Annotated in this window: 13 protein-coding genes and 1 pseudogene; 6 read left to right on the forward strand and 8 right to left on the reverse strand. The window is 64.8% G+C overall.

Annotated elements, in window-relative coordinates:
- Nucleotides 1-177 precede the first annotated feature (177 nt).
- The 3 genes and pseudogenes from C7453_RS08845 to C7453_RS08855 all read left to right on the forward strand — a co-directional run bounded on the left by C7453_RS08845 (nt 178) and on the right by C7453_RS08855 (nt 3,997).
- Nucleotides 178-876: a gluconate 2-dehydrogenase subunit 3 family protein gene (locus C7453_RS08845; RefSeq protein WP_245948940.1), complete on the forward strand. Its 699-nt coding sequence runs from the start codon at nt 178-180 to the stop codon at nt 874-876.
- Nucleotides 877-889: 13 nt separating this feature from the next.
- On the forward strand, nt 890-2,668 hold the full coding sequence (locus C7453_RS08850; protein WP_114727190.1) for a GMC family oxidoreductase: 1,779 nt from the start codon (nt 890-892) through the stop codon (nt 2,666-2,668).
- A gap of 62 nt (nt 2,669-2,730) precedes the next feature.
- A pseudogene (locus C7453_RS08855) lies at nt 2,731-3,997 on the forward strand (c-type cytochrome).
- Nucleotides 3,998-4,122: 125 nt separating this feature from the next.
- Here the strand turns inward: C7453_RS08855 and glyA are convergent.
- Nucleotides 4,123-5,421, reverse strand: a complete 1,299-nt coding sequence (gene glyA / locus C7453_RS08860; RefSeq protein ID WP_114727191.1) for a serine hydroxymethyltransferase — start codon at nt 5,419-5,421, stop codon at nt 4,123-4,125.
- Nucleotides 5,422-5,629: 208 nt separating this feature from the next.
- On the opposite strand from glyA, the gene C7453_RS08865 reads away from it, so the two are divergent.
- The 3 genes from C7453_RS08865 to C7453_RS08875 all read left to right on the forward strand — a co-directional run bounded on the left by C7453_RS08865 (nt 5,630) and on the right by C7453_RS08875 (nt 9,139).
- Complete coding sequence (locus C7453_RS08865; RefSeq protein ID WP_114727192.1) at nt 5,630-7,090, forward strand: APC family permease; 1,461 nt, start codon at nt 5,630-5,632, stop codon at nt 7,088-7,090.
- 99 nt (nt 7,091-7,189) lie between these two features.
- Nucleotides 7,190-8,185 (forward strand): porphobilinogen synthase, encoded by a 996-nt coding sequence (gene hemB, locus C7453_RS08870; RefSeq protein ID WP_114727193.1) that lies wholly within the window; start codon nt 7,190-7,192, stop codon nt 8,183-8,185.
- Between the two features lie 174 nt (nt 8,186-8,359).
- Entirely contained in the window at nt 8,360-9,139 is a 780-nt protein-coding gene (locus C7453_RS08875; protein WP_114727194.1) for an arginyltransferase, read from the forward strand.
- Nucleotides 9,140-9,166: 27 nt separating this feature from the next.
- On the opposite strand, the gene parC is transcribed toward C7453_RS08875, so the two are convergent.
- From parC to C7453_RS08910, 7 genes are all read right to left on the reverse strand, one after another.
- On the reverse strand, nt 9,167-11,386 hold the full coding sequence (gene parC / locus C7453_RS08880; RefSeq protein ID WP_114727195.1) for a DNA topoisomerase IV subunit A: 2,220 nt from the start codon (nt 11,384-11,386) through the stop codon (nt 9,167-9,169).
- A 79-nt stretch (nt 11,387-11,465) separates the two neighbouring features.
- The gene (recO, locus tag C7453_RS08885; RefSeq protein ID WP_114727196.1) at nt 11,466-12,215 is read right to left on the reverse strand and encodes a DNA repair protein RecO; all 750 of its coding nucleotides are present in this window, start codon (nt 12,213-12,215) and stop codon (nt 11,466-11,468) included.
- Between the two features lie 41 nt (nt 12,216-12,256).
- The gene (gene tsf / locus C7453_RS08890) at nt 12,257-13,162 is read right to left on the reverse strand and encodes a translation elongation factor Ts (protein ID WP_114727197.1); all 906 of its coding nucleotides are present in this window, start codon (nt 13,160-13,162) and stop codon (nt 12,257-12,259) included.
- Nucleotides 13,163-13,280: 118 nt separating this feature from the next.
- Nucleotides 13,281-14,069, reverse strand: a complete 789-nt coding sequence (rpsB, locus tag C7453_RS08895) for a 30S ribosomal protein S2 (RefSeq protein ID WP_114727198.1) — start codon at nt 14,067-14,069, stop codon at nt 13,281-13,283.
- Between the two features lie 168 nt (nt 14,070-14,237).
- Nucleotides 14,238-17,666, reverse strand: a complete 3,429-nt coding sequence (gene dnaE / locus C7453_RS08900) for a DNA polymerase III subunit alpha (RefSeq protein ID WP_114727199.1) — start codon at nt 17,664-17,666, stop codon at nt 14,238-14,240.
- A 161-nt stretch (nt 17,667-17,827) separates the two neighbouring features.
- Nucleotides 17,828-18,529 (reverse strand): ABC transporter ATP-binding protein, encoded by a 702-nt coding sequence (locus C7453_RS08905; RefSeq protein ID WP_114727200.1) that lies wholly within the window; start codon nt 18,527-18,529, stop codon nt 17,828-17,830.
- Nucleotides 18,522-19,772, reverse strand: a complete 1,251-nt coding sequence (locus tag C7453_RS08910; protein ID WP_114727201.1) for a lipoprotein-releasing ABC transporter permease subunit — start codon at nt 19,770-19,772, stop codon at nt 18,522-18,524. The genes C7453_RS08905 and C7453_RS08910 overlap by 8 nt, the downstream gene beginning before the upstream one ends.
- Between the last annotated feature and the right edge of the window lie 2 nt (nt 19,773-19,774).

Consider the following 19,774-nt stretch of genomic DNA (forward strand, 5'->3'; position numbering starts at 1 on the left):
TTGATCATGGTCAGAACGATCCCCAAGGAAGACAAAAACAAAAACAGACCAACGAAAAGGAGCTTAATATCGAAAGACGCATAAAAATTTCGCGAGCATGGCGCCCTATACACAGAGACATCTGCTGAGCGTCATCAAAAACCCACCGTGTGTATTTTTTATTAGATGGAGTCCACAATGAAAATGCCCTCACCGACCCGGCGCCACTTCATCGGCGGCCTCCTGGGGTCCGCGTCGTTCTGGCTTTACAGCGACCACAAGGTCTGGGCCGATGCGCTCGCCGTCGGCAATGCAGGCCCCTATGCCCCGCGCTATTTCAACAAGGAGGAATGGCGCTTCCTGAACGCGGCGTGCGAGCGGATCTACCCGACCGATGCCCACGGTCCCGGCGCGCGCGGCCTCGGCGCTCCCGAGTTCATCGACCGTCAGATGGACACGGCCTATGGACGTGGCGAATTGTGGTACATGTCCGGCCCCTTCGTCAGCGCGCCGGCCAATCTCGGCTACCAGCTCTCCCTCCCCCCGCGTGAAGTCTACCGCCAGGGCATCGCGGGCGCCGACGCCTATGTCCGCGCGCACCATGACGGCCGCAGCTTCGCCGACCTCGAAGCCGCCGAGCAGACGGCCGTCCTGAAAGAGTTCGAGCACGGCGAGATGGCGCTGGGCGCCGTTCCGGCACATCTCCTCTTCGAGCAGTTGCGCCAGAACACGCTCGAAGGCGTTTTTTCCGATCCTCTCTACGGCGGCAACAAGGGCCTCGCCGGCTGGACGCTGCTCGGCTTCCCCGGCGCCCGCGCGGATTTCATGGACTGGGTCAACCAGGAAGGCGCCGCCTACCCGTTCGGACCCGTCTCGATTTCCGGCGAAACAGCCTAAGGATTTTCATATCATGACCACGAAGAAGACCGACGCCATCGTGATCGGCGCAGGCTGGGCAGGATCGATTCTTGCCAAGGAACTGACCGAGGCCGGCCTCTCGGTCACCATTCTGGAACGCGGGGAAGATCGCGCGACGGCCGTGGAGGGCGATTACCCCACCTCCATCGACGAACTTCGCGGCGCCATCCGCCACCGCCTGTTCCAGAATCTTTCCCAGTCGACGGTCACCATTCGCAATACGACCGACCAGGTCGCGGTGCCCTATCGCCGCCTTGCCGCCTTCCTCCCCGGCGAAGGCGTCGGCGGTGCCGGCCTGCACTGGTCTGGGGTCCATTTCCGCGTCGCGCCCGACGACCTGGCGCTGCGCACCAACGTCATTGCCAAATACGGCAAGAACTTCATCCCCGAAGGCATGAACCTTCAGGATTACGACGTGACCTATGAAGAACTGGAGCCGTTCTTCGACAAGGCGGAAAAGGTCTTCGGCACGTCGGGCGAACCCTACACCATCAAGGGCAAGGTCGCCGGCACCGGCAACCCCTTCGCCCCGGACCGCTCCGACGCCTTTCCCCTGCCGGCGATGAAAGACGTCTATTCCGCCAGCATCTTCAAGAAGGCGGCGGCCAATGTAGGGTACCACCCCTACTCCCTGCCGGCGGCCAACGCCTCGGCCCAATATACCAACCCCTATGGCGTGCAGATGGGGCCATGCAATTTCTGCGGATATTGCAGCGGGTACGATTGCTACATGTATTCCAAAGCGTCGCCCAACGTGAACATCCTGCCCGCCCTGCGCCAGGACCCGAAATTCACGCTGATCACCAAGGCCCATGTCCTGAAGGTCGATCTCGACAGCGACGGCAAGAAGGCAACGGGCGTCACCTATCTCGATCTGCGCACCAACCAGGAGGTCCAGCTCAAGGCCGATCTGGTCATCATCAGCGCCTTCCAGTTCCACAACGTCCATCTCATGCTGCTCTCCGGCATCGGCGAGCCCTATGACCCGGTCAAGAACACGGGCACGATCGGACGGAACTTCGTGTACCAGACCATCACGACGTCCCGCGCCTGGCTGCCCTCCAAGCAGTACACCAACCTGTTCGTCGGCGCCGGCGGCGCGGGTGTCGCCATCGACGATTTCAACAGCATGAATTTCGACCACGGCCCGCTCGGCTTCGTGGGCGGCTCGCCCGTGTGGGTCAACCAGGCCGGCGTCAAGCCGATCGCCGCCGCCATCGGCGGCCCCGGCGGCAAGGCCCCGACCTGGGGCGAAGGCTACAAGGACGCGATGGTGGAAACCTACCGCCATTCGCTCACGATCGATGCCCACGGCAGCAACATGGCGTATCGGGACATCTATCTCGACCTCGATCCGACCTACAAGAACGCCTACGGCCAGCCCCTGCTCCGGATGACCTTCACCTGGAAGGACAACGACATCCGGATGAACCAGTACGTGGTGAGCAAGATCGAGCCCATCATGAAGGAACTCGGCGCGACGCGCTACGCGCTGGGCACGCTCCACGCCAACGACGTCTTCGATACCCGCCGCTATCAGACGACGCATCTGGGCGGCGGCGCCGTCATGGGTGCCGACCCGAAGACCAGCGCCATCAACCGCTACCTGCAAAGCTGGGACGTCTCGAACGTCTTCGTCATCGGCGCCAGCGCCTTCCCGCAGGGCATGGGATACAACCCGACCGGCATGGTGGCCGCACTTGCCTATTGGGCAGCCTATCACATCCGCACGACCTATCTGAAAAACCCCGGCCCCATGGTGCAAGCATGAAACACTGCACGTTCTCCTTCACGACCGCACTTGGCGCCGCCGCCCTTCTCGTGCTTGGCCACATGCCGCAGGCACGCGCGGACGCATCGGCGGATCTGGTCGCCAAGGGGCGCTACGTCGCGGAAGCCTCGGATTGCAGTGCCTGCCACACCATCAAGGGCGGCAAGCCCTACGGGGGCGGCATGGAATTCAAGCTCCCTATTGGATCGATCTACTCATCCAACATCTCGCCCGACCCGGCTCATGGCATCGGCACCTATTCCGAGGCCGAGTTCGCCCGCGCGGTGCGTGAGGGCGTCCGCAAGGACGGCGCCAGCCTCTATCCGGCCATGCCGTTCCCGTCCTATGCCCGCATGAGCGACAGCGACATCCACGCGCTCTACATCTATTTTATGAAAGGCGTGCAGCCGGTCGCCCAGGCGGCCCCCGCCAACGGCATCCCCTGGCCCATGTCGATGCGCTGGCCGATGATTTTCTGGCGCGCGGTCTTCGCCCCCTCCGTCGCCTCGGCACAGAAGGACGTCAATCGCACCTTCCCCACGCCCGCCATCGCGCGCGGCGCCTATCTGGTGGAAGGCCCCGGCCATTGCGGCGCCTGCCATTCTCCGCGCGGCATCGCCTTGCAGGAAAAGGCCCTGTCCGCCAGTTCGGGCACGGCGTTCCTGTCGGGCGGCGCGCCGATCGACGGTTTCGTGCCGACCAGCCTGCGCCAGGACCAGCGCACCGGCCTGGCTTCCTGGTCCGAGGATGACATCGTCGCGTTCCTGTCCACCGGGCGGAACCTGAAAGGCGAATCGTTCGGCGGCATGACCGACGCCGTCTATCACGGCACGCAGCATCTCACCGTGGAAGACCTGCACGCCATGGCGCAGTATCTCCGCTCTCTACAGCCCAACAGCCCGAACGTGGCGGCATGGCAGTACGACCCAGCGGCCGCGACCGCCCTGCAGCACGGCGATGCCTCGGCCCGCGGGGCCAAGGTGTATGTCGATCATTGCGCCGCCTGCCATCGCACGGACGGCCACGGCTACGCTCCGGCCTTCCCGCCGCTCGCCGGCAACCCGGTGGTCATGAGCGACCAGCCGGATTCCCTGGTCCATGTCGTCCAGAGCGGTGCGGCCCTTCCGGGCATGACCAAGGCACCATCGGCCTTCGTCATGCCGTCCTACAGCCAGATGCTCAGCGCACAGCAGATCGCGGACGTGGTGACATTCATCCGTGGCGCCTGGGGGGAACAACGCCTCCCCCGTCGATGCGGCAACGGTCACCAGCCTGCAGAAATCCGCTCCCCCGCGGGTGCTGGACGAAAAACCCGTTCCGCTGAACTGAACCAGCGGCAACGCAAGGTGTCCGGCATGGTCGCCGGGCACCGAAAGGCGGCAACGGACGCACAAAAAGAAACGGGCGCCGGATCATCTCCGGCGCCCGTTCTCATTTGAAAATTCAGAGAAATTTCAGCGATAGATGGGGAAGCGGGCGCAAAGCGCCTTCACCTTCTCATGCACCGCCTGCTCGGTCTCGGTGCATCCCTCGTCCCCCTTCTCGGCCACGGCGGTCAGAACCTCGTCGATCATCTCGCCGATCGCCCGGAATTCCTCCACGCCGAACCCGCGCGCCGTGGCGGCCGGGCTGCCCAGACGGATGCCCGACGTCACCGCCGGCTTCTCGGGGTCGAACGGCACGGCATTTTTGTTCGCCGTGATGCCCGCCCGCTCCAGGGCACGCTCGGCGGCCCGGCCGGTCACCTTCTTGGGGCGCAGGTCCACCAGCAGCAGATGGCTGTCGGTTCCGCCGGTCACGATGTCGAAGCCGCGCGCCAGCAGCGTCTCGGCCAGCACGTTGGCATTGGCCGCCACCGCTTCCTGATAGGTGCGGAATTCCGGCTGAAGCGCCTCGCCGAACGCCACCGCCTTGCCGGCGATCACATGCATCAGCGGGCCGCCCTGAAGGCCGGGGAACACCGCCGAATTGATCTTCTTCGCCAGGTCGGCGTCATTGGTCAGGATCAGCCCGCCACGCGGCCCACGCAGCGTCTTGTGCGTGGTGCTGGTCACGACATGGGCGTGCGGCACCGGCGAGGGATACAGGCCGGCCGCCACCAGCCCGGCGAAATGGGCCATGTCGACCATCAGATAGGCGCCGACCTCGTCGGCGATGGCGCGGAAGCGCGCGAAGTCGATCACGCGCGGATAGGCCGAGCCACCGGCCACGATCAGCTTCGGCCGCTCGGCGCGGGCCAGGCGCTCCATCTCCTCGTAATCCAGCAGGCCATCCTCGCGGCGCACGCCATACTGCACCGCATTGAACCATTTGCCGGAATAGTTCGGCGCGGCCCCGTGCGTCAGATGGCCGCCGGCGGCCAGGCTCATGCCCAGGATCGTGTCGCCGGGGCTGACCAGCGCCATGAAGGCGGCCTGGTTCGCATTGGCGCCGGAATGCGGCTGCACATTGGCGAACCCGGCCCCGAACAGCGTCTTCACCCGCTCGATCGCCAGCGCCTCGACCTTGTCGACCTCGACACACCCGCCGTAATAGCGCCGGCCCGGATAGCCCTCGGCATATTTGTTGGTCAGGACGCTGCCCTGGGCGTCCAGCACGGCCTGCGAAACCATGTTCTCACTGGCGATCAGTTCGATCCCGTCGCGCTGCCGCTCCAGTTCACCGGCGATCATCCCGGCCACGGCCGGATCACGTTCTGAAAGGGGGGCACGGAAATAGGACTGCAACCCGCTCTGGCTCAACTGGTCCGGCATCGTTATATTCTCCAAACTTTCGTGCAACGCCTTTAGCCGGTCCCCGGAAAAGTTCCCATGGTCCCCGCCCGCGCGTCATTGCAATTTTGCGCATTCTAGCGTCTCCACCCCGGCGAGGCCACACGCCGAATAACCGATATCCTCCCGCCGACCGCTCCGCGACCCGGCATGTTCCCCTCCGACACCCCCTTCTCAGGAGACGCCCTGCATGGCGCAGCCGCCCGTTACTCAGTCCAGCTCGAGCCTGCTCCGCCGCAAACGAATCGAAATTCCCTCCGACAGCCAGGGTCTGCGCCGGGTCCTCGGCCCCGCCAGCCTGATCGCCCTGGGAGTCGGCTGTACCATCGGCGCCGGCCTGTTCTCGCTGACCGGTATCGCCGCGTCGGAAAACGCCGGCCCGGCCGTGGTGCTGTCCTACATCATCGCCGCCATCGCCTGCGGCTTCGCCGGCCTGTGCTACAGCGAACTGGCCAGCATGATCCCGATCGCGGGCAGCGCCTACAGCTATGCCTACATGGCGCTGGGCGAGGTCGTCGCCTGGATCATCGGCTGGGATCTGGTGCTGGAATACGCCGTCGGCGCCGCCGCCGTGTCGGTCAGTTGGTCGCGCTACGTCTCGTCGCTGCTCGGCAGTTGGGGGATCTCGCTCCCGCCCAGATTGCTGGCCTCCCCCTTCGAGACGGTCGCGCTGCCCGACGGCAGCCACGTCACGGGGCTGATGAACCTTCCGGCGGCCTTCATCATCTGCGTCGTCTCGGCGCTGCTGATCCGCGGCGTGTCCGAATCGGCACGGGTCAACGCCGTCATCGTGGTGGTCAAGCTGGCCATCATCGTCGCCGTCGTCGCCTTCGGCCTGCCCTATATCAAGACGGCGAACTACGTCCCCTTCATCCCCGACAACACCGGCACGTTCGGGCATTTCGGCTTCTCCGGCATCATGCGCGCGGCCGGCACCATCTTCTTCGCCTATGTCGGCTTCGACGCCGTCTCCACGGCGGCGCAGGAAGCCCGCAACCCCGGCCGCGACATGCCGATCGGCATCCTGGGCAGCCTGGTGATCTGCACCATCGCCTATGTCCTGTTCTCGCTCGTGCTGACCGGCCTGGTGAATTACAAGGACATGCTGGGCGACGCCGCTCCTGTCGCCACCGCCATCGACCAGACGCCCTTCACCTGGCTGAAACTGGCCGTGAAGTTCGGCATCATCTGCGGCTTCACCTCGGTGCTGCTGGTACTGCTGCTGGGGCAGAGCCGCGTCTTCTACGCCATGTCGCGCGACGGGCTGCTGCCGCGCCTGTTCGCCTCCATCCACCCCACCTGGCGCACGCCGTGGTATTCCAACCTGCTGTTCATGGTCCTGACCGGCGCGCTGGCGGCGTTCCTGCCGATCGACCAACTCGCGCACATGACATCGATCGGCACCCTGCTGGCCTTCGTCATCGTCTGTATCGGCGTCATGTTCCTACGCCGCAGCGCCCCGGACATGGAGCGCCGCTTCCGCGTGCCCGGCGGCCCGATCATTCCCGTCCTCGGCATCGTCTGCTGCTCGGCGGTCATGCTGTCGCTGGATGGTCTCACATGGGTCCGGCTGGCCGTCTGGCTGGTCATCGGCATGGTGATCTATTTCGGCTATAGCCGCCGCAATAGCCATCTGGCCAAAGACGCCTGACCGCCACGCGGCCGCCGGGGCACAGCCCCCCGGTGGCCGCGTCTGGCCACACTGGCGAACGCGCTCCATAATGTGCCGGTCATTTCCGGAGACCCCATCATGACGCTCGGCCAGTATCCCACCACCCGTCCGCGCCGCAACCGGCAGGACCTGTTCACCCGCCGCCTGGTTGCCGAGACGACACTGACGGTCGACAATCTGATCTGGCCGATCTTCGTCATGGAAGGCACCAACAGCGAAACCGACGTGGCCTCGATGCCCGGCGTGCGTCGCGTCACGCTGGATCGGCTGGCCGCCCATGTCGAACCGGCGGCCAGGCTGGACATCCCGGCCCTCGCCCTATTCCCGATCACCCCCACCAACCAGCGCGACGAACAGGGCACCGAGGCCGTCAATCCGGACAACCTGATGTGCCGCGCCGCCCGCCTGCTGAAGCGCGAATTCCCCGAAATGGGTCTGATCGGCGACGTGGCGTTGGACCCCTACACCAACCATGGGCATGACGGGCTGATCCGCGACGGCTACGTCGTCAATGACGAATCCGTCGAAATCCTGTCGCGGCAGGCGGTCAACCAGGCGGCGGCCGGCATCGATATCATCGCCCCTTCCGACATGATGGACGGCCGCATCGGCGCCATCCGGCGCGACCTGGACGCCCAGGGGCTGGTCGGCACCCGGATCATGTCCTACGCCGCCAAATATGCCAGCGCGTTCTACGGCCCGTTCCGCGATGCGCTTGGCTCGGGCGGCCTGCTGAAGGGCGACAAGAAGACCTATCAGATGGACCCCGCCAACAGCGACGAGGCCCTGCGCGAAGTCGCGCTGGACCTGGCCGAAGGCGCGGACATGGTGATGGTCAAGCCGGGCATGCCCTATCTGGACATCATCCGCCGCGTCCATGAGCGCTTCGCCGTCCCCACTTTCGCGTATCAGGTGTCGGGCGAATACGCGATGCTGACCGCCGCCATGGAAAATGGCTGGCTGGACCCCGAGCGCACAATGCTGGAAAGCCTGCTGGCCTTCCGCCGTGCCGGCGCCAGCGGCGTGCTGACCTATTTCGCGGTCGAGGCCGCACGCCGCCTGCGCAACGGCTAGTCTCGTCATGCGCATGTCACAAATCGTCATTTCCATGGCGGTTTGTGATGCAAGGCAGCTCCTTTACGGTTACCATCGGTTCTGGCCGCTGCTTCCCGACGCTTAAGGTTTATCCGCACGGGGCCGCTGTCACCGTCGGCCCATATGGGGCGCTGAAGCCAGTCGAGGAGGCGTATGACCTATACATCGCCGCGTCGTCCGCAGCTTTTCTACACGACCGCCCCCATGCCATGCCCCTATGTATCCGGCCGCATGGAGCGCAAGGTCGTGACCGACATCGGCGGCCCGGACGCCGAACGGCTGCACAACCGCCTGTCCCGCGCCGGCTTTCGCTGCAGCCACACCATCGCCTATGCCCCGGTGTGCCCGTCATGCAATGCCTGTGTCCCCATCCGGGTGCCAGTCGCAACCTTCAGCCCCGACCGGACGCAGCGCCGCACCCTGCGCCGTAACGCGGCGATCGAAGGGTTCGAAGTCCCGGCCCACGCCACGACCGAACAGTTCGTCCTGTTCCAGCGCTACCAGTTGGCCCGCCATGCGGAAGGCGACATGGCGGGCATGAATTTCTACGATTACCGCGCGATGATCGAAGATACGCCGGTCGATACGGCCATGGTCGAATTCCGCACCCAGGAAGACCAGCTCGTCTGCGTCAGCCTGATCGACCGGATGGATGACGGGCTGTCGGCGGTCTACAGCTTCTTCGACCCCGGCATGGAAGACCACTCGCTCGGGTCCTACGCCATCATGCATCTGATCGCGTACGCCGGCCGCCTCGGCCTGCCCTATCTGTATCTAGGCTACTGGATCCGCGACAGCGCCAAGATGGCCTATAAATCCCGCTTCCGCCCGGCGGAAATCCTCCATCACGGCAGTTGGACGGCGCTCGACCCCGCCAACCTGCCTCCCCATGGCAGCAACGCGTCCCGCTTCCCGGTCAGCCTGCCGGAATAGCGGGGCGCGTCGGCTTCCCGCCCGGCCTCACGTCTTCGGCTTGGGCTTCCGGGTCGCCCATGCGGGTGCCGCGCGGCCGACATCGGCCCGCTTGCCCAGGTAATCGCGGAAATCGGCGAAACCACGCACGCGCGCGGGGTCGGGCCAGGCCACACCGGCCGTCGACGAGAGGATGCAGGCATCCAGCAGCCCACCGTCCTTGTATTTCTGCAAGGCGACGCCGAGTCCCCGCGCCATTTCCGGCAACTGCGCCACCGGAAAGACCAGCATGCGGTGATTCTGGCCCAGCACCACCACATGGTCGCCCTCAACCGGCAGGCAGATGCGCGCGCTCTCATCGTCCTTCAGGTTCAGCACCTGCCGTCCGGTGCGCTTTTCCGCCACCATGTCCTCATCGCGCACCACAAGGCCACGCCCGGAACTGGAGGCCAGAAGATGCCGTTCGCCCTCGCGCACAGGGAACACCGCCACCACATCCTCGTCGTTCGACAGATCGGCCAGCAGGCGGATCGGCTGGCCATCGCCTCGTCCACGCGGCAGGTCGGCGGCCCGCAGCGTAAAGGCCCGTCCATCGGTCGCGAAGAAGCACAGCCGGTCGGTGGACTGGCATTCCACCGCCAGGCGGAACTTGTCCCCCTCCTTGAATTTCTGGGCTGCCGGATCGGCCGCATGGCCCTTGACGGTCTTGACCCAGCCATTGGCCGACATGATCAGGGTCAGCGGCTCGCGCTCCACGGCCTCCACGACCGACACGTCGATCACGCGCGGCGGGGCCGCCAGTTCAGTGCGCCGCGCACCCAGCTTACCACCGCCGAACGCCTTGCGGATCTCCTTGATTTCCCCGGCGATCGTCTTCCAGCGCAGGACCTCGCTCTCCAGCAGGTCATTCAGGCCCGCGCGCTCGGCACTCAGGTCGGCATGCTCCTTGCGGATCTCGATCTCTTCCAGCCGGCGCAGGCTGCGCAGCCGCATGTTCAAAACCGAATCCGCCTGCAACTCGGTCAGCGAGAACGTGGCCATCAGCCCGGCCTTCGCATCATCCTCTTCGCGGATAATCCGAATCACCTCGTCAAGATTGAGGTAGACGGCCAGGAAACCGTCCAGGATCTCCAGCCGGCGATCCACCGCCTGCAACCGATGGCGGCTACGCCGTTGCAGCACCTCATGCCGGTGGTCGAGCCACGCCTGTAACACCTCGCGCAGATCGCGCACGCCCGGCACGCGGTCGGCCCCCAGCACGTTCATGTTCAGGCCGAACCGGCTTTCCAGCGGCGTGGCGCGGAACAGCGTCTCCATCAGCACTTCAGGCTCGACGCCGCGTGATTTCGGCTCCAGCACCAGCCGAATGTCCGTGGTGCTCTCGTCACGGATATCGCCCAGAAGCGGCAGCTTCTTCTGCTCCATCAGATCGGCGATCAACTCGATCAGGCGCGATTTCTGCACCTGATACGGAATTTCCGTCACCACGATCTGCCATGTGCCGAAGCGACCCGGCTCCACCGCCCAGCGGGCACGGATGCGGATGCTGCCGCGCCCGGTCTCATAGGCCTGCAACAGCGTCTCGCGATCTTCCACAATGACGCCACCGGTCGGAAAATCCGGGCCCGGCATCAGGGCCATCAGGTCCGCCACGCTGGAATCGGGTTTGCGGACCAGCAGCATCGCCGCGTCGCAGATCTCGCCGACATTATGGGGCGGAATATTGGTGGCCATGCCCACCGCAATTCCCGCCGCGCCATTGGCCAGCAGGTTCGGAAAAGCCGCCGGCATGACGACCGGCTCTTCTTCCTCGCCATCGTAGGTCGGGCGGAAATCGACCGAATCCTCGTCGATTCCCTGCAGCAGCGCACGGGCGACCTCAGTCATCCGGGCTTCGGTGTACCGCATGGCCGCCGCGTTATCGCCGTCGATCGAGCCGAAATTCCCCTGCCCTTCGACCAGCGGGTACCGCACGGCAAAATCCTGCGCCAGCCGCACCAGCGCCTCATAGACCGAGGCATCGCCATGCGGGTGGTATTTACCGATCACGTCACCCACGACGCGCGCGCATTTCTTGAACCCGGAACTCGGGTCCAACCGCAACTGCCGCATCGCGTAGATCATCCGCCGATGCACCGGCTTCAGCCCGTCACGCACGTCGGGCAGCGACCGCGACATGATGGTGGACATCGCATAGGCCAGGTAGCGCTCGCTCAACGCCTCCGCGAGGGGGGTCTCCTCGATATGGCCACTGGTTTCCACTGACATGCGCGCTCCTCCTGTCCGGGGGAACAGATAGAGAAAAGACAGGATTTGTCCATCACGCGGATGAATGGCGAAAGAACGCTCAGGCCGTAGCCGCCAGCGCCCCAATCATATCCACCAACCGCAGACGCGCCGCCGGCAGCGGCCGATGATGCTGGCCGAAGGCGTCGCGTGCCAGGAAATACCCCGTCAGCCGCAGCCCATCCTGCCAGTCAGTGCTGGTGCCGGGGTCGGTCTCATCCAGAAAAAGAGGGGGCAGACGCAGCAGGCGCGGTCGCCACGTCCCGGCCCCCGCGTCGCTGACCGCCCGTCCAGTCCGGGGCGATACCCAGGCCAGCCCCTCCGTCGCCCCCGTGACCGCACAGGCCGACAGATCAAGGCCATACCCCAGATCACTCAGCAGACAGGCCTCCCATCGCAACAGGGCCGCCATGCCGCTCCACGCCGCCATGTCGGGGTCGAGGCTGATCAGGGCGAAGAAACGGGTCAGCAGATGGAAAATACGAGGATGAGGCTCCCGTTCCGGCAGGCTGCCATCAGCCACCGCACAGACCGAGGCCAGCATGGCCAGAGCCAGCGGGGCAGACATCACCCGCGCCGCCGACCCATGCACCAGTTCGCCGGAGAGATTGCCCAATTGCTCGGGCAGGCGCCCGCGCCAAACGGCCCGGACCAGATTACCAGGCTGCCACAAGGCCCGCCCGGCGCGCGCGGCCCCACCGCGCGACAGACCGTGGAACAATCCATGCTCCTCGGTCAGCAGATGAACAATGGCGCTGCTCTCCCCGTACGGGGCTGCAGACAGCACAAGGGCGGGTGCCTCCCATTCCATCAGGAAGGCCCCGCCCCGTTCATGCCGTTACCGGGCGTCGATCAGCCGCCAGCGGCCTTCGCGACTTCAGCCGCGAAGTCGTTTTCTTCCTTCTCGATGCCCTCACCAAGCTGGAAGCGCTCGAAGCCGTTCAGCTTCGCACCGGCCTTCTCGACGACCGCGCGCACGCGGCTCTCACCGTCATGCACCCACACCTGCTCCAGAAGAACGACTTCCTCGTAGAACTTGCGGATACGGCCATCGACCATCTTCTCGATGATCGCCTCGGGCTTGCCCGACGCACGCGCCTGCTCGACCAGCACAGCGCGCTCACGCTCCAGCGAGGCCGGATCGACGCTGTCGATATCCAGCGCGGCCGGGCGGGTAGCCGCGACATGCATGCCGATCTGGCGGCCCAGCGTCTCCAGCGCTTCGCTCTCGGACGGCGCTTCGATGGCGGCGAGGACGCCGATCTTGCCCAGGCCCGGACGAACGGCCGAGTGGATGTAGCTGGCCACGACGCCCGACGGCACGCTCAGCACGCGGGCACGGCGGATCGACATGTTCTCGCCGATGGTCGCAATCAGGTGCGTCAGTTCCTCGGCAACCGTGCGGCCGCTCTCGAGCACGACTTCCTTGATCTTCTCCAGATCCTCGCCAGCCGTCAGCGCTGCCTTGGCCACGGCCTCGACGAAGCCCTGAAAGCTCTCGTTGCGGGCGACGAAATCGGTCTCGGCGTTCACTTCGACGATGGCGGCACGGTTCGGGGCCGAAGCCACGCCAACCAGACCCTCGGCGGTGACGCGACCCGACTTCTTCGCCGCGGCGGCCAGACCCTTCTTGCGCAGCCAGTCGATGGCCGCCTCGATTTCGCCAGCGGCCTCGTTCAGGGCCTTCTTGCAATCCATCATGCCGGCGCCGGTCTTCTCACGAAGTTCCTTCACCAGAGCCGCGGTAATCTCCGCCATATCCGTCTCTCCTCAAGGCAGGGGCGCGCCCCGCCTTTCGGCCGGACGCGCCCGCGCTTTCATCATCATCAAGACCCCGTCCCGGATGAGCCGGGGTCCTTTCAGCGATCCGCCGGGATCAGGCCGCCGGAGCGGTCTCGACTTCCGCCGCCGCCACTTCGGCGGCCGTGTCGATCGGCAGTTCCTCGGCAGCGCCGAAATCCTCGCCCGAAGCGCCCAGCTCGGCCGAAATACCATCCAGCACCGCGCCGGACACCAGCTCGCAATACAGGGCAATGGCGCGGATGGCGTCGTCGTTGCCCGGAATCGGGAAGGTCACGCCACGCGGGTCGGAATTGCTGTCCAGGATCGCCACGACCGGAATGCCCAGCTTGTTGGCTTCCTCGACCGCCAGCTTCTCCTTGTTCGTGTCGATCACGAACAGGATGTCCGGCAGGCCGCCCATTTCCTTGATGCCACCCAGCGAGCGCTCGAGCTTCTCGCGGTTACGGGTGATGTCCAGGATTTCCTTCTTCGTCAGGCCGTGCGTGTCGCCGCTCAGCATGTCGTCGATCTGGCGCAGGCGCTTGATCGAACCGGTGATGGTCTTCCAGTTCGTCAGCATGCCGCCCAGCCAGCGATGGTTGACGTAATACTGGCCAGAGCGCTTCGCGGCTTCGGCGATCTGGTCGGCGGCGGCGCGCTTGGTGCCGACGAACAGGACGCGGCCGCCACCGGCGACAGTGTCACGGATCGCCTTCAGGGCGCGATCCAGCATCGGAACCGTCTGCTGCAGGTCGATGATATGGACCTGGTTGCGCACGCCGAACAGGAACGGCGCCATGCGCGGGTTCCAGCGACGGGTGTGATGGCCGAAATGGACACCGGCTTCAAGCAGTTGGCGCATGGTGAAATCGGGCATAGCCATGATAGCTGAATCCTTGATCTTCTGGTTGGTCCTCCGCGAGGCCCCCGTCCCGCGTGGGGACACCAGAGGAATTGCCTCGCGTGCGAATTGCCGGTGTTTCCACCGACGGGCGTCCTATGGCCATTTTTACCCCGCAATGCAAGCGGAGCGTCGCAGAAAACCGCAGCCTCAGGCCTGCTCCACGCGCGCGACACCCGCCACCGCCCGGATTGCCTGGGCCATGCGCGGCGTCACGCGATAGGCACCGCGCAACGTCACCTCGACATCCCGCGTCTCGGCCACCGACGGCAGCAACACGACCTTGCCCCGCCCGCCCCGGCTGTCGGCCAGGATATCATGGATCGGCGGCACCGAGTCCTCGCGGTCGAACCAGATGCGCAATTCGGCCGCCGCCTCTGCCGCCGCCTGCTCCAGCGAGACCACCTCGCTGGCGGTGATGCGCAATGCCTCGCCGTCCAGCCGCAGGTCCGCCGTCACCAGGATCGCGCTGCCGGCGGTCAGGATCTCGCGTGTGCGCGACAGCACCTCGGAAAACAGCGTGACCTCGCAGCCGCCGCTGGAATCGGAAAGCCGAACCCAGGCCATTTTGCTGCCGGTGCGCGTTGGCCGCTCCTTGCGATCGACTACGCATCCCGCGATCTTCACACGGGTCAGCCCAGCCTGGGCTGCGGCCTCCAGCCCCGTCGCCCGCACTGCCCCCAGGCGACGCAGCAACGGCCCATAGGAATCCAGCGGATGCGCGGTCAGGTGAAAGCCGATCGCCTCGGCCTCCATCCCCAACCGCTCGAATTCCGGCCAGTCCACCACGTCGGGCAGCCGTAGCGGCTCGGGCTCCGCCGTCGCGCCGCCGCCACCGAATAGCCCGATCTGCCCACTGGCCGCTTCCTCCGCCTGTGCGTTTGCCCGCCGCAGCACGGTTTCCGCCGCCGCCGCAACCAAACGCCGGTTGGGCGTAATGGAATCGAATGCCCCCGCTTTAGCTAGGTTCTCGATCTGCATCTTGTTCAACTGTCGCGGATCGACCCGCGCCGCCATATCAGCCAGGTCGGAGAACCGGCGTCCCCCGCGCGACACTACCAACGCCTCCATCGCCGAGAAGCCGACCTTCTTCACCGCCGCCAAGGCATAACGAATACCCAGCCGCCCGTCAGCCAGACGTTCAACGGTAAAATCCGGACCTGAAGCGTTGATGTCGGGCGGCAGCACCGGAATGCCCAGCCGCTCGGCCTCCTGTCGCAGCGCCGCCAGCTTGTCGGTCTTTTCCCGCGCCAGCGACATGCACGCCGCCAGAAAAGGCACCGGATGGTTCGCCTTCATCCACGCCGTCTGGTACGATACCAGGGCGTAGGCTGCGGCATGGGATTTGTTGAACCCATAATCCGCGAACTTGGCCATCAGATCGAAGACCTCGACCGCCTTCTCGCGGTCGATGCCCCGCCCCACCGCGCCCTCGGTGAAGATTTCGCGCTGCGTGTCCATCTCCGCGCGAATCTTCTTGCCCATCGCGCGACGCAGCAGGTCGGCGCCGCCCAGGCTATAGCCCGCCATTTTCTGGGCAATCTGCATCACCTGCTCCTGGTAGACCATGATGCCGTAGGTCTCTTCCAGGATCGAACGGATCTCCTCGTGTGGCGGCTCCCACGCCTCGCCATGCTTGCGACGGCAGTAATCGGGGATATTGGCCATCGGCCCCGGCCGATACAGCGCCACCGCCGCGATCAGGTCCTCCAGGCGCGTCGGCCGCATCTGCTTCAGGACGTCGCGCATGCCAGCGCCTTCGAACTGGAACACGCCGCCAGTATCACCGCGTGCCAGCATCTCGTATGTCAGCGCGTCGTCCAGCGGCAGGGCCGACAGTTCCACCGTCTCCCCCAGCCCCTTGAGGAACTGCACCGCACGCTGAAGAATCGTCAGCGTCGTCAGGCCCAGGAAGTCGAACTTCACCAGACCCGCCTGCTCGACGAACTTCATGTTATACTGCGTCACCAGCATGTCGCTCTTCGGATCGCGATAGAGCGGCACCAGTTCAACAAGTTGCCTGTCGCCGATCACCACGCCGGCGGCGTGGGTGCTGGCATGGCGATACAGGCCCTCCAGCTGCTGGCCGATCTCCAGCAGACGGCGAATCGCCTCGTCGTCGTCGCGCATCTCCTGCAACCGAGGCTCCCCCTCGATCGCCTGCTTCAGGGTGACGGGCTTGGCCGGGTTGTTCGGAATCAGCTCCGCGACCTTGTTGACCATGCCGAACGGCAGACCCAGCACCCGCCCAACGTCGCGCACCGCCGCTCGGGCCTGCAATTTTCCGAAGGTGATGATCTGCGCCACCCGATCGGGGCCATATTCCCCCCGCACGTAACGGATCACCTCGTCACGCCGATCCTGGCAGAAATCGATATCAAAATCCGGCATCGACACGCGCTCGGGGTTCAGAAACCGCTCGAACAGCAGATTGAAGGGAATCGGGTCGATATCGGTGATCGTCAGTGCCCAGGCGGCCAGCGATCCCGCGCCCGATCCGCGCCCCGGCCCCACCGGAATGTCATGCGCCTTCGCCCACTGGATGAAGTCCGCCACGATCATGAAATAACCGGGGAACCCCATCTTCGCGATGATGTCGAGTTCGAAGGTCAGCCGCTCGCGATAGACCTGCCGCGTCGCGTCATCCATCGTCATGCGCGCCAGGCGGTTTTCCAGTCCTTCGGCCGCCATAGCCCGTAGCGTCTCTTCCTCGGTCGCCCCCGGCTGCACCTTGGGGCACACCGGCAACAACGGCTTGCGAGTCTCCACCCGCACGGCGCAACGCCGCGCAATGGCCAGCGTATTGTCGCAGGCCTCCGGCAGGTCGGCGAACAGTTCGCGCATCATCTCGGGCGGCTTGAACCAATGTTCCGGCGTCACGCGCCAGCGGTCACGCTCAGCAATCGTGCGGCCCTGCGCGATACACAGCAGCGCATCATGCGCCTCATACATTGCCGGATTGGGGAAGAAACATTCATTGGTCGCCACCAGCGGCAGCCCCAGCCGGTCGGCCAGCGCGATCATGCCCGGTTCCACCGCCTGTTCGACCGGCAACCCATGGCGGTGCAGTTCCACCGCCAGCCGGTCGCCAAACGCCTCGTGCAGAGTCTCCAGCAGCCGGCCAGCCTCATCCTGCTGCCCATCGGCCAGCAGACGGAACAGCGGCCCCCGCGTTCCACCGGTCAGCAGGATCAACCCTTCGGCGCGGGCGCACAGCATCTCCAGCGACACGGTCGGTTCTGCGGTATCACCTTGCAGGAACCCCTGCGAGGACAGATATTGCAGATTCATCAACCCGACATCGTCCTGCGCCAGCAGTACCACAGGCTCCACAGGCAAGCCCGGCTTGTCTCCGCGCGGTGGCAGGGCGATCTGGCAGCCGATGATCGGCTGCACGCCCTTGCCAGAGCAATATTGCGAAAATTCAAGGGCGCCGAACAGATTACCCGTATCGGTGATCGCCACCGCCGGCATCCGCATATCCTTCGCCATCCCGGCGATATCCGCCACCCTGATCGCTCCCTGGCTGAGCGAATAGGCGGAATGAACACGAAGATGGACGAAATCGGCATAGGACATGCCGCAACTGTATCACATAGCCTTCGTTTTTTTTGAAAAAGACCCCAAAAAAAACGCCTGACCCGTTCAGAAGCTTTATACTTTCACCTTACAAAGGTCCAAAACCGCGAAAAGTCTTTTTGCTTCTTTTTCTTCAGAAAAAGAAGGTCTTCCCACGCCCTCTACCGACTCAAACTCAGATCCATCAATTGCCCATCCCGCAGCGTCACCACCCGGTCCATCCGCGCCGCCAGTTCCTCGTTATGGGTCGCAATCAGCGCCGCCACCCCATGTCCCCGTACGATATGCAGCAATTCATCGAACACGGCGCCGGACGTATTCACATCCAGATTTCCCGTCGGTTCGTCGGCCAGCAGAAGGCCCGGCCGGTTGGCCAAGGCACGGGCGATCGCCACACGCTGCTTCTCGCCACCCGACAGCCGCCCCGGCAAATGCTCCAGCCGGTGCGCCAGCCCGAACGAGCCCAGCAGCGCCTCCCCCCGCACCCATGCATCTGCACGGCGGACACCCGCGATCAATTGCGGCAGCACCACATTCTCAAGCGCCGTGAATTCCGGCAGCAGATGATGCGCCTGATAGACAAAGCCGATCATGCGCCGACGAATCGCCGTCCGTTCCAGGTCGCTCAGCCGCCCGGCATCCTGCCCGCCAACGACCACCGAGCCCGCATCCGGCGATTCCAACAGACCCGCCAGATGCAGCAGGGTCGATTTACCCGTCCCCGAGGGAGCAACCAGCGCCACGATTTCACCTGCCCGCAAGGTCAGGTTCACCCCCCGCAGCACATCCAGCCACTCGTCACCGCTGCGAAAGGTACGGCAAACATCGCGCAGAACCAGCGGGGTCGCGGATGTATCATTCATGGCGCAGGGCCTCCACCGGATCCGTCCGCGCCGCGCGCCAGGATGGATAAAGCGTCGCGAGCAACGACAGCACCAAGGCCATACCGATCACTTCGAACACCTGCGGCCACACCAGCTTCGCAGGCAGGCGCTCCAGATAATAGATTTCCGGATTAAACAGATTGGTACCGGTCAGCGATTGCAAGAACTGGCGGATCAGCTCGATATTCAGGCAGAATACGATCCCTATCGCGGTGCCGATCGCCGTCCCGGTCACACCAACCGATGCCCCGCACATCAGAAAGATGCGCATGATCGCCCCCCGCGTGGCCCCGATGGTCCGCAACACCGCGATATCGCCAGTCTTGTCTTTCACCATCATGATCAACGATGAAATCACGTTAAACGCCGCAACCAGCACGATCAATGTCAGGATCAGGAAGAGCACGTTCTGCTCCACCTGCACTGCGCCAAAGAACGCATTGTTGCTCTGCGTCCAGTCCAGCACCCGCACTCTCGGATCGCCGACGACCGCCTGCTCGATCGCCTGACGCACCGGGCGCACATTCGTCGGGTCCCGCGTCATCACCTGGATCTGCGTTACCTGCGCCGGCATCTCGAAATAGATTTGCGCCGCCGCCAGCGGCAGGAACACATAACCCACGTTATAATCGTTCATGCCGGCATCAAAGATACCAACCACATGATAGGCGCGAATGCGCGGCATGGTGCCGAAAGGGGTCGCCGCCCCGTTCGGCGAGATCAGCGTGATCTTCGACCCCACCGAGAGCCCCGCCCGTTCCGCCAACGTCACGCCGATAATAATCGCATCATTGCCGACAAACTTGTCCAACGACCCGGCGACCAAGGAATCGCTGACCTCATGCAGGTCTCGCAGCCCCTGCATGCTCATGCCCCGCACCATCCCACCCGCGTTGTACGAGCCGGAATTGAGCAGGGCCTGCCCCTCGATCAGCGGCGTCGCCGTCACCACGCCTGGCACTTGCCGCACCGTGGCGGCCAAATCGTCATAATCCCCGATGGTCCGGGCTACGCCGAACAGGCTCAGGTCACCATTCAGGCCCAGGATTCGCCCCATCAGGTCGGCCTTGAACCCGTTCATGACCGACATGACGATGATCAGCGTTGCCACGCCCAATGCGATACCGACCAGCGAGAAGATGGCGATGACAGATACGAACCGCTCCCCCTTGCGGGCGCGCAGGTATCGGCCGGCAACCGCCCGTTCGAACGGACCGAACATGA

Source organism: Gluconacetobacter liquefaciens (assembly GCF_003350405.1).
GTDB lineage: Bacteria > Pseudomonadota > Alphaproteobacteria > Acetobacterales > Acetobacteraceae > Gluconacetobacter > Gluconacetobacter liquefaciens.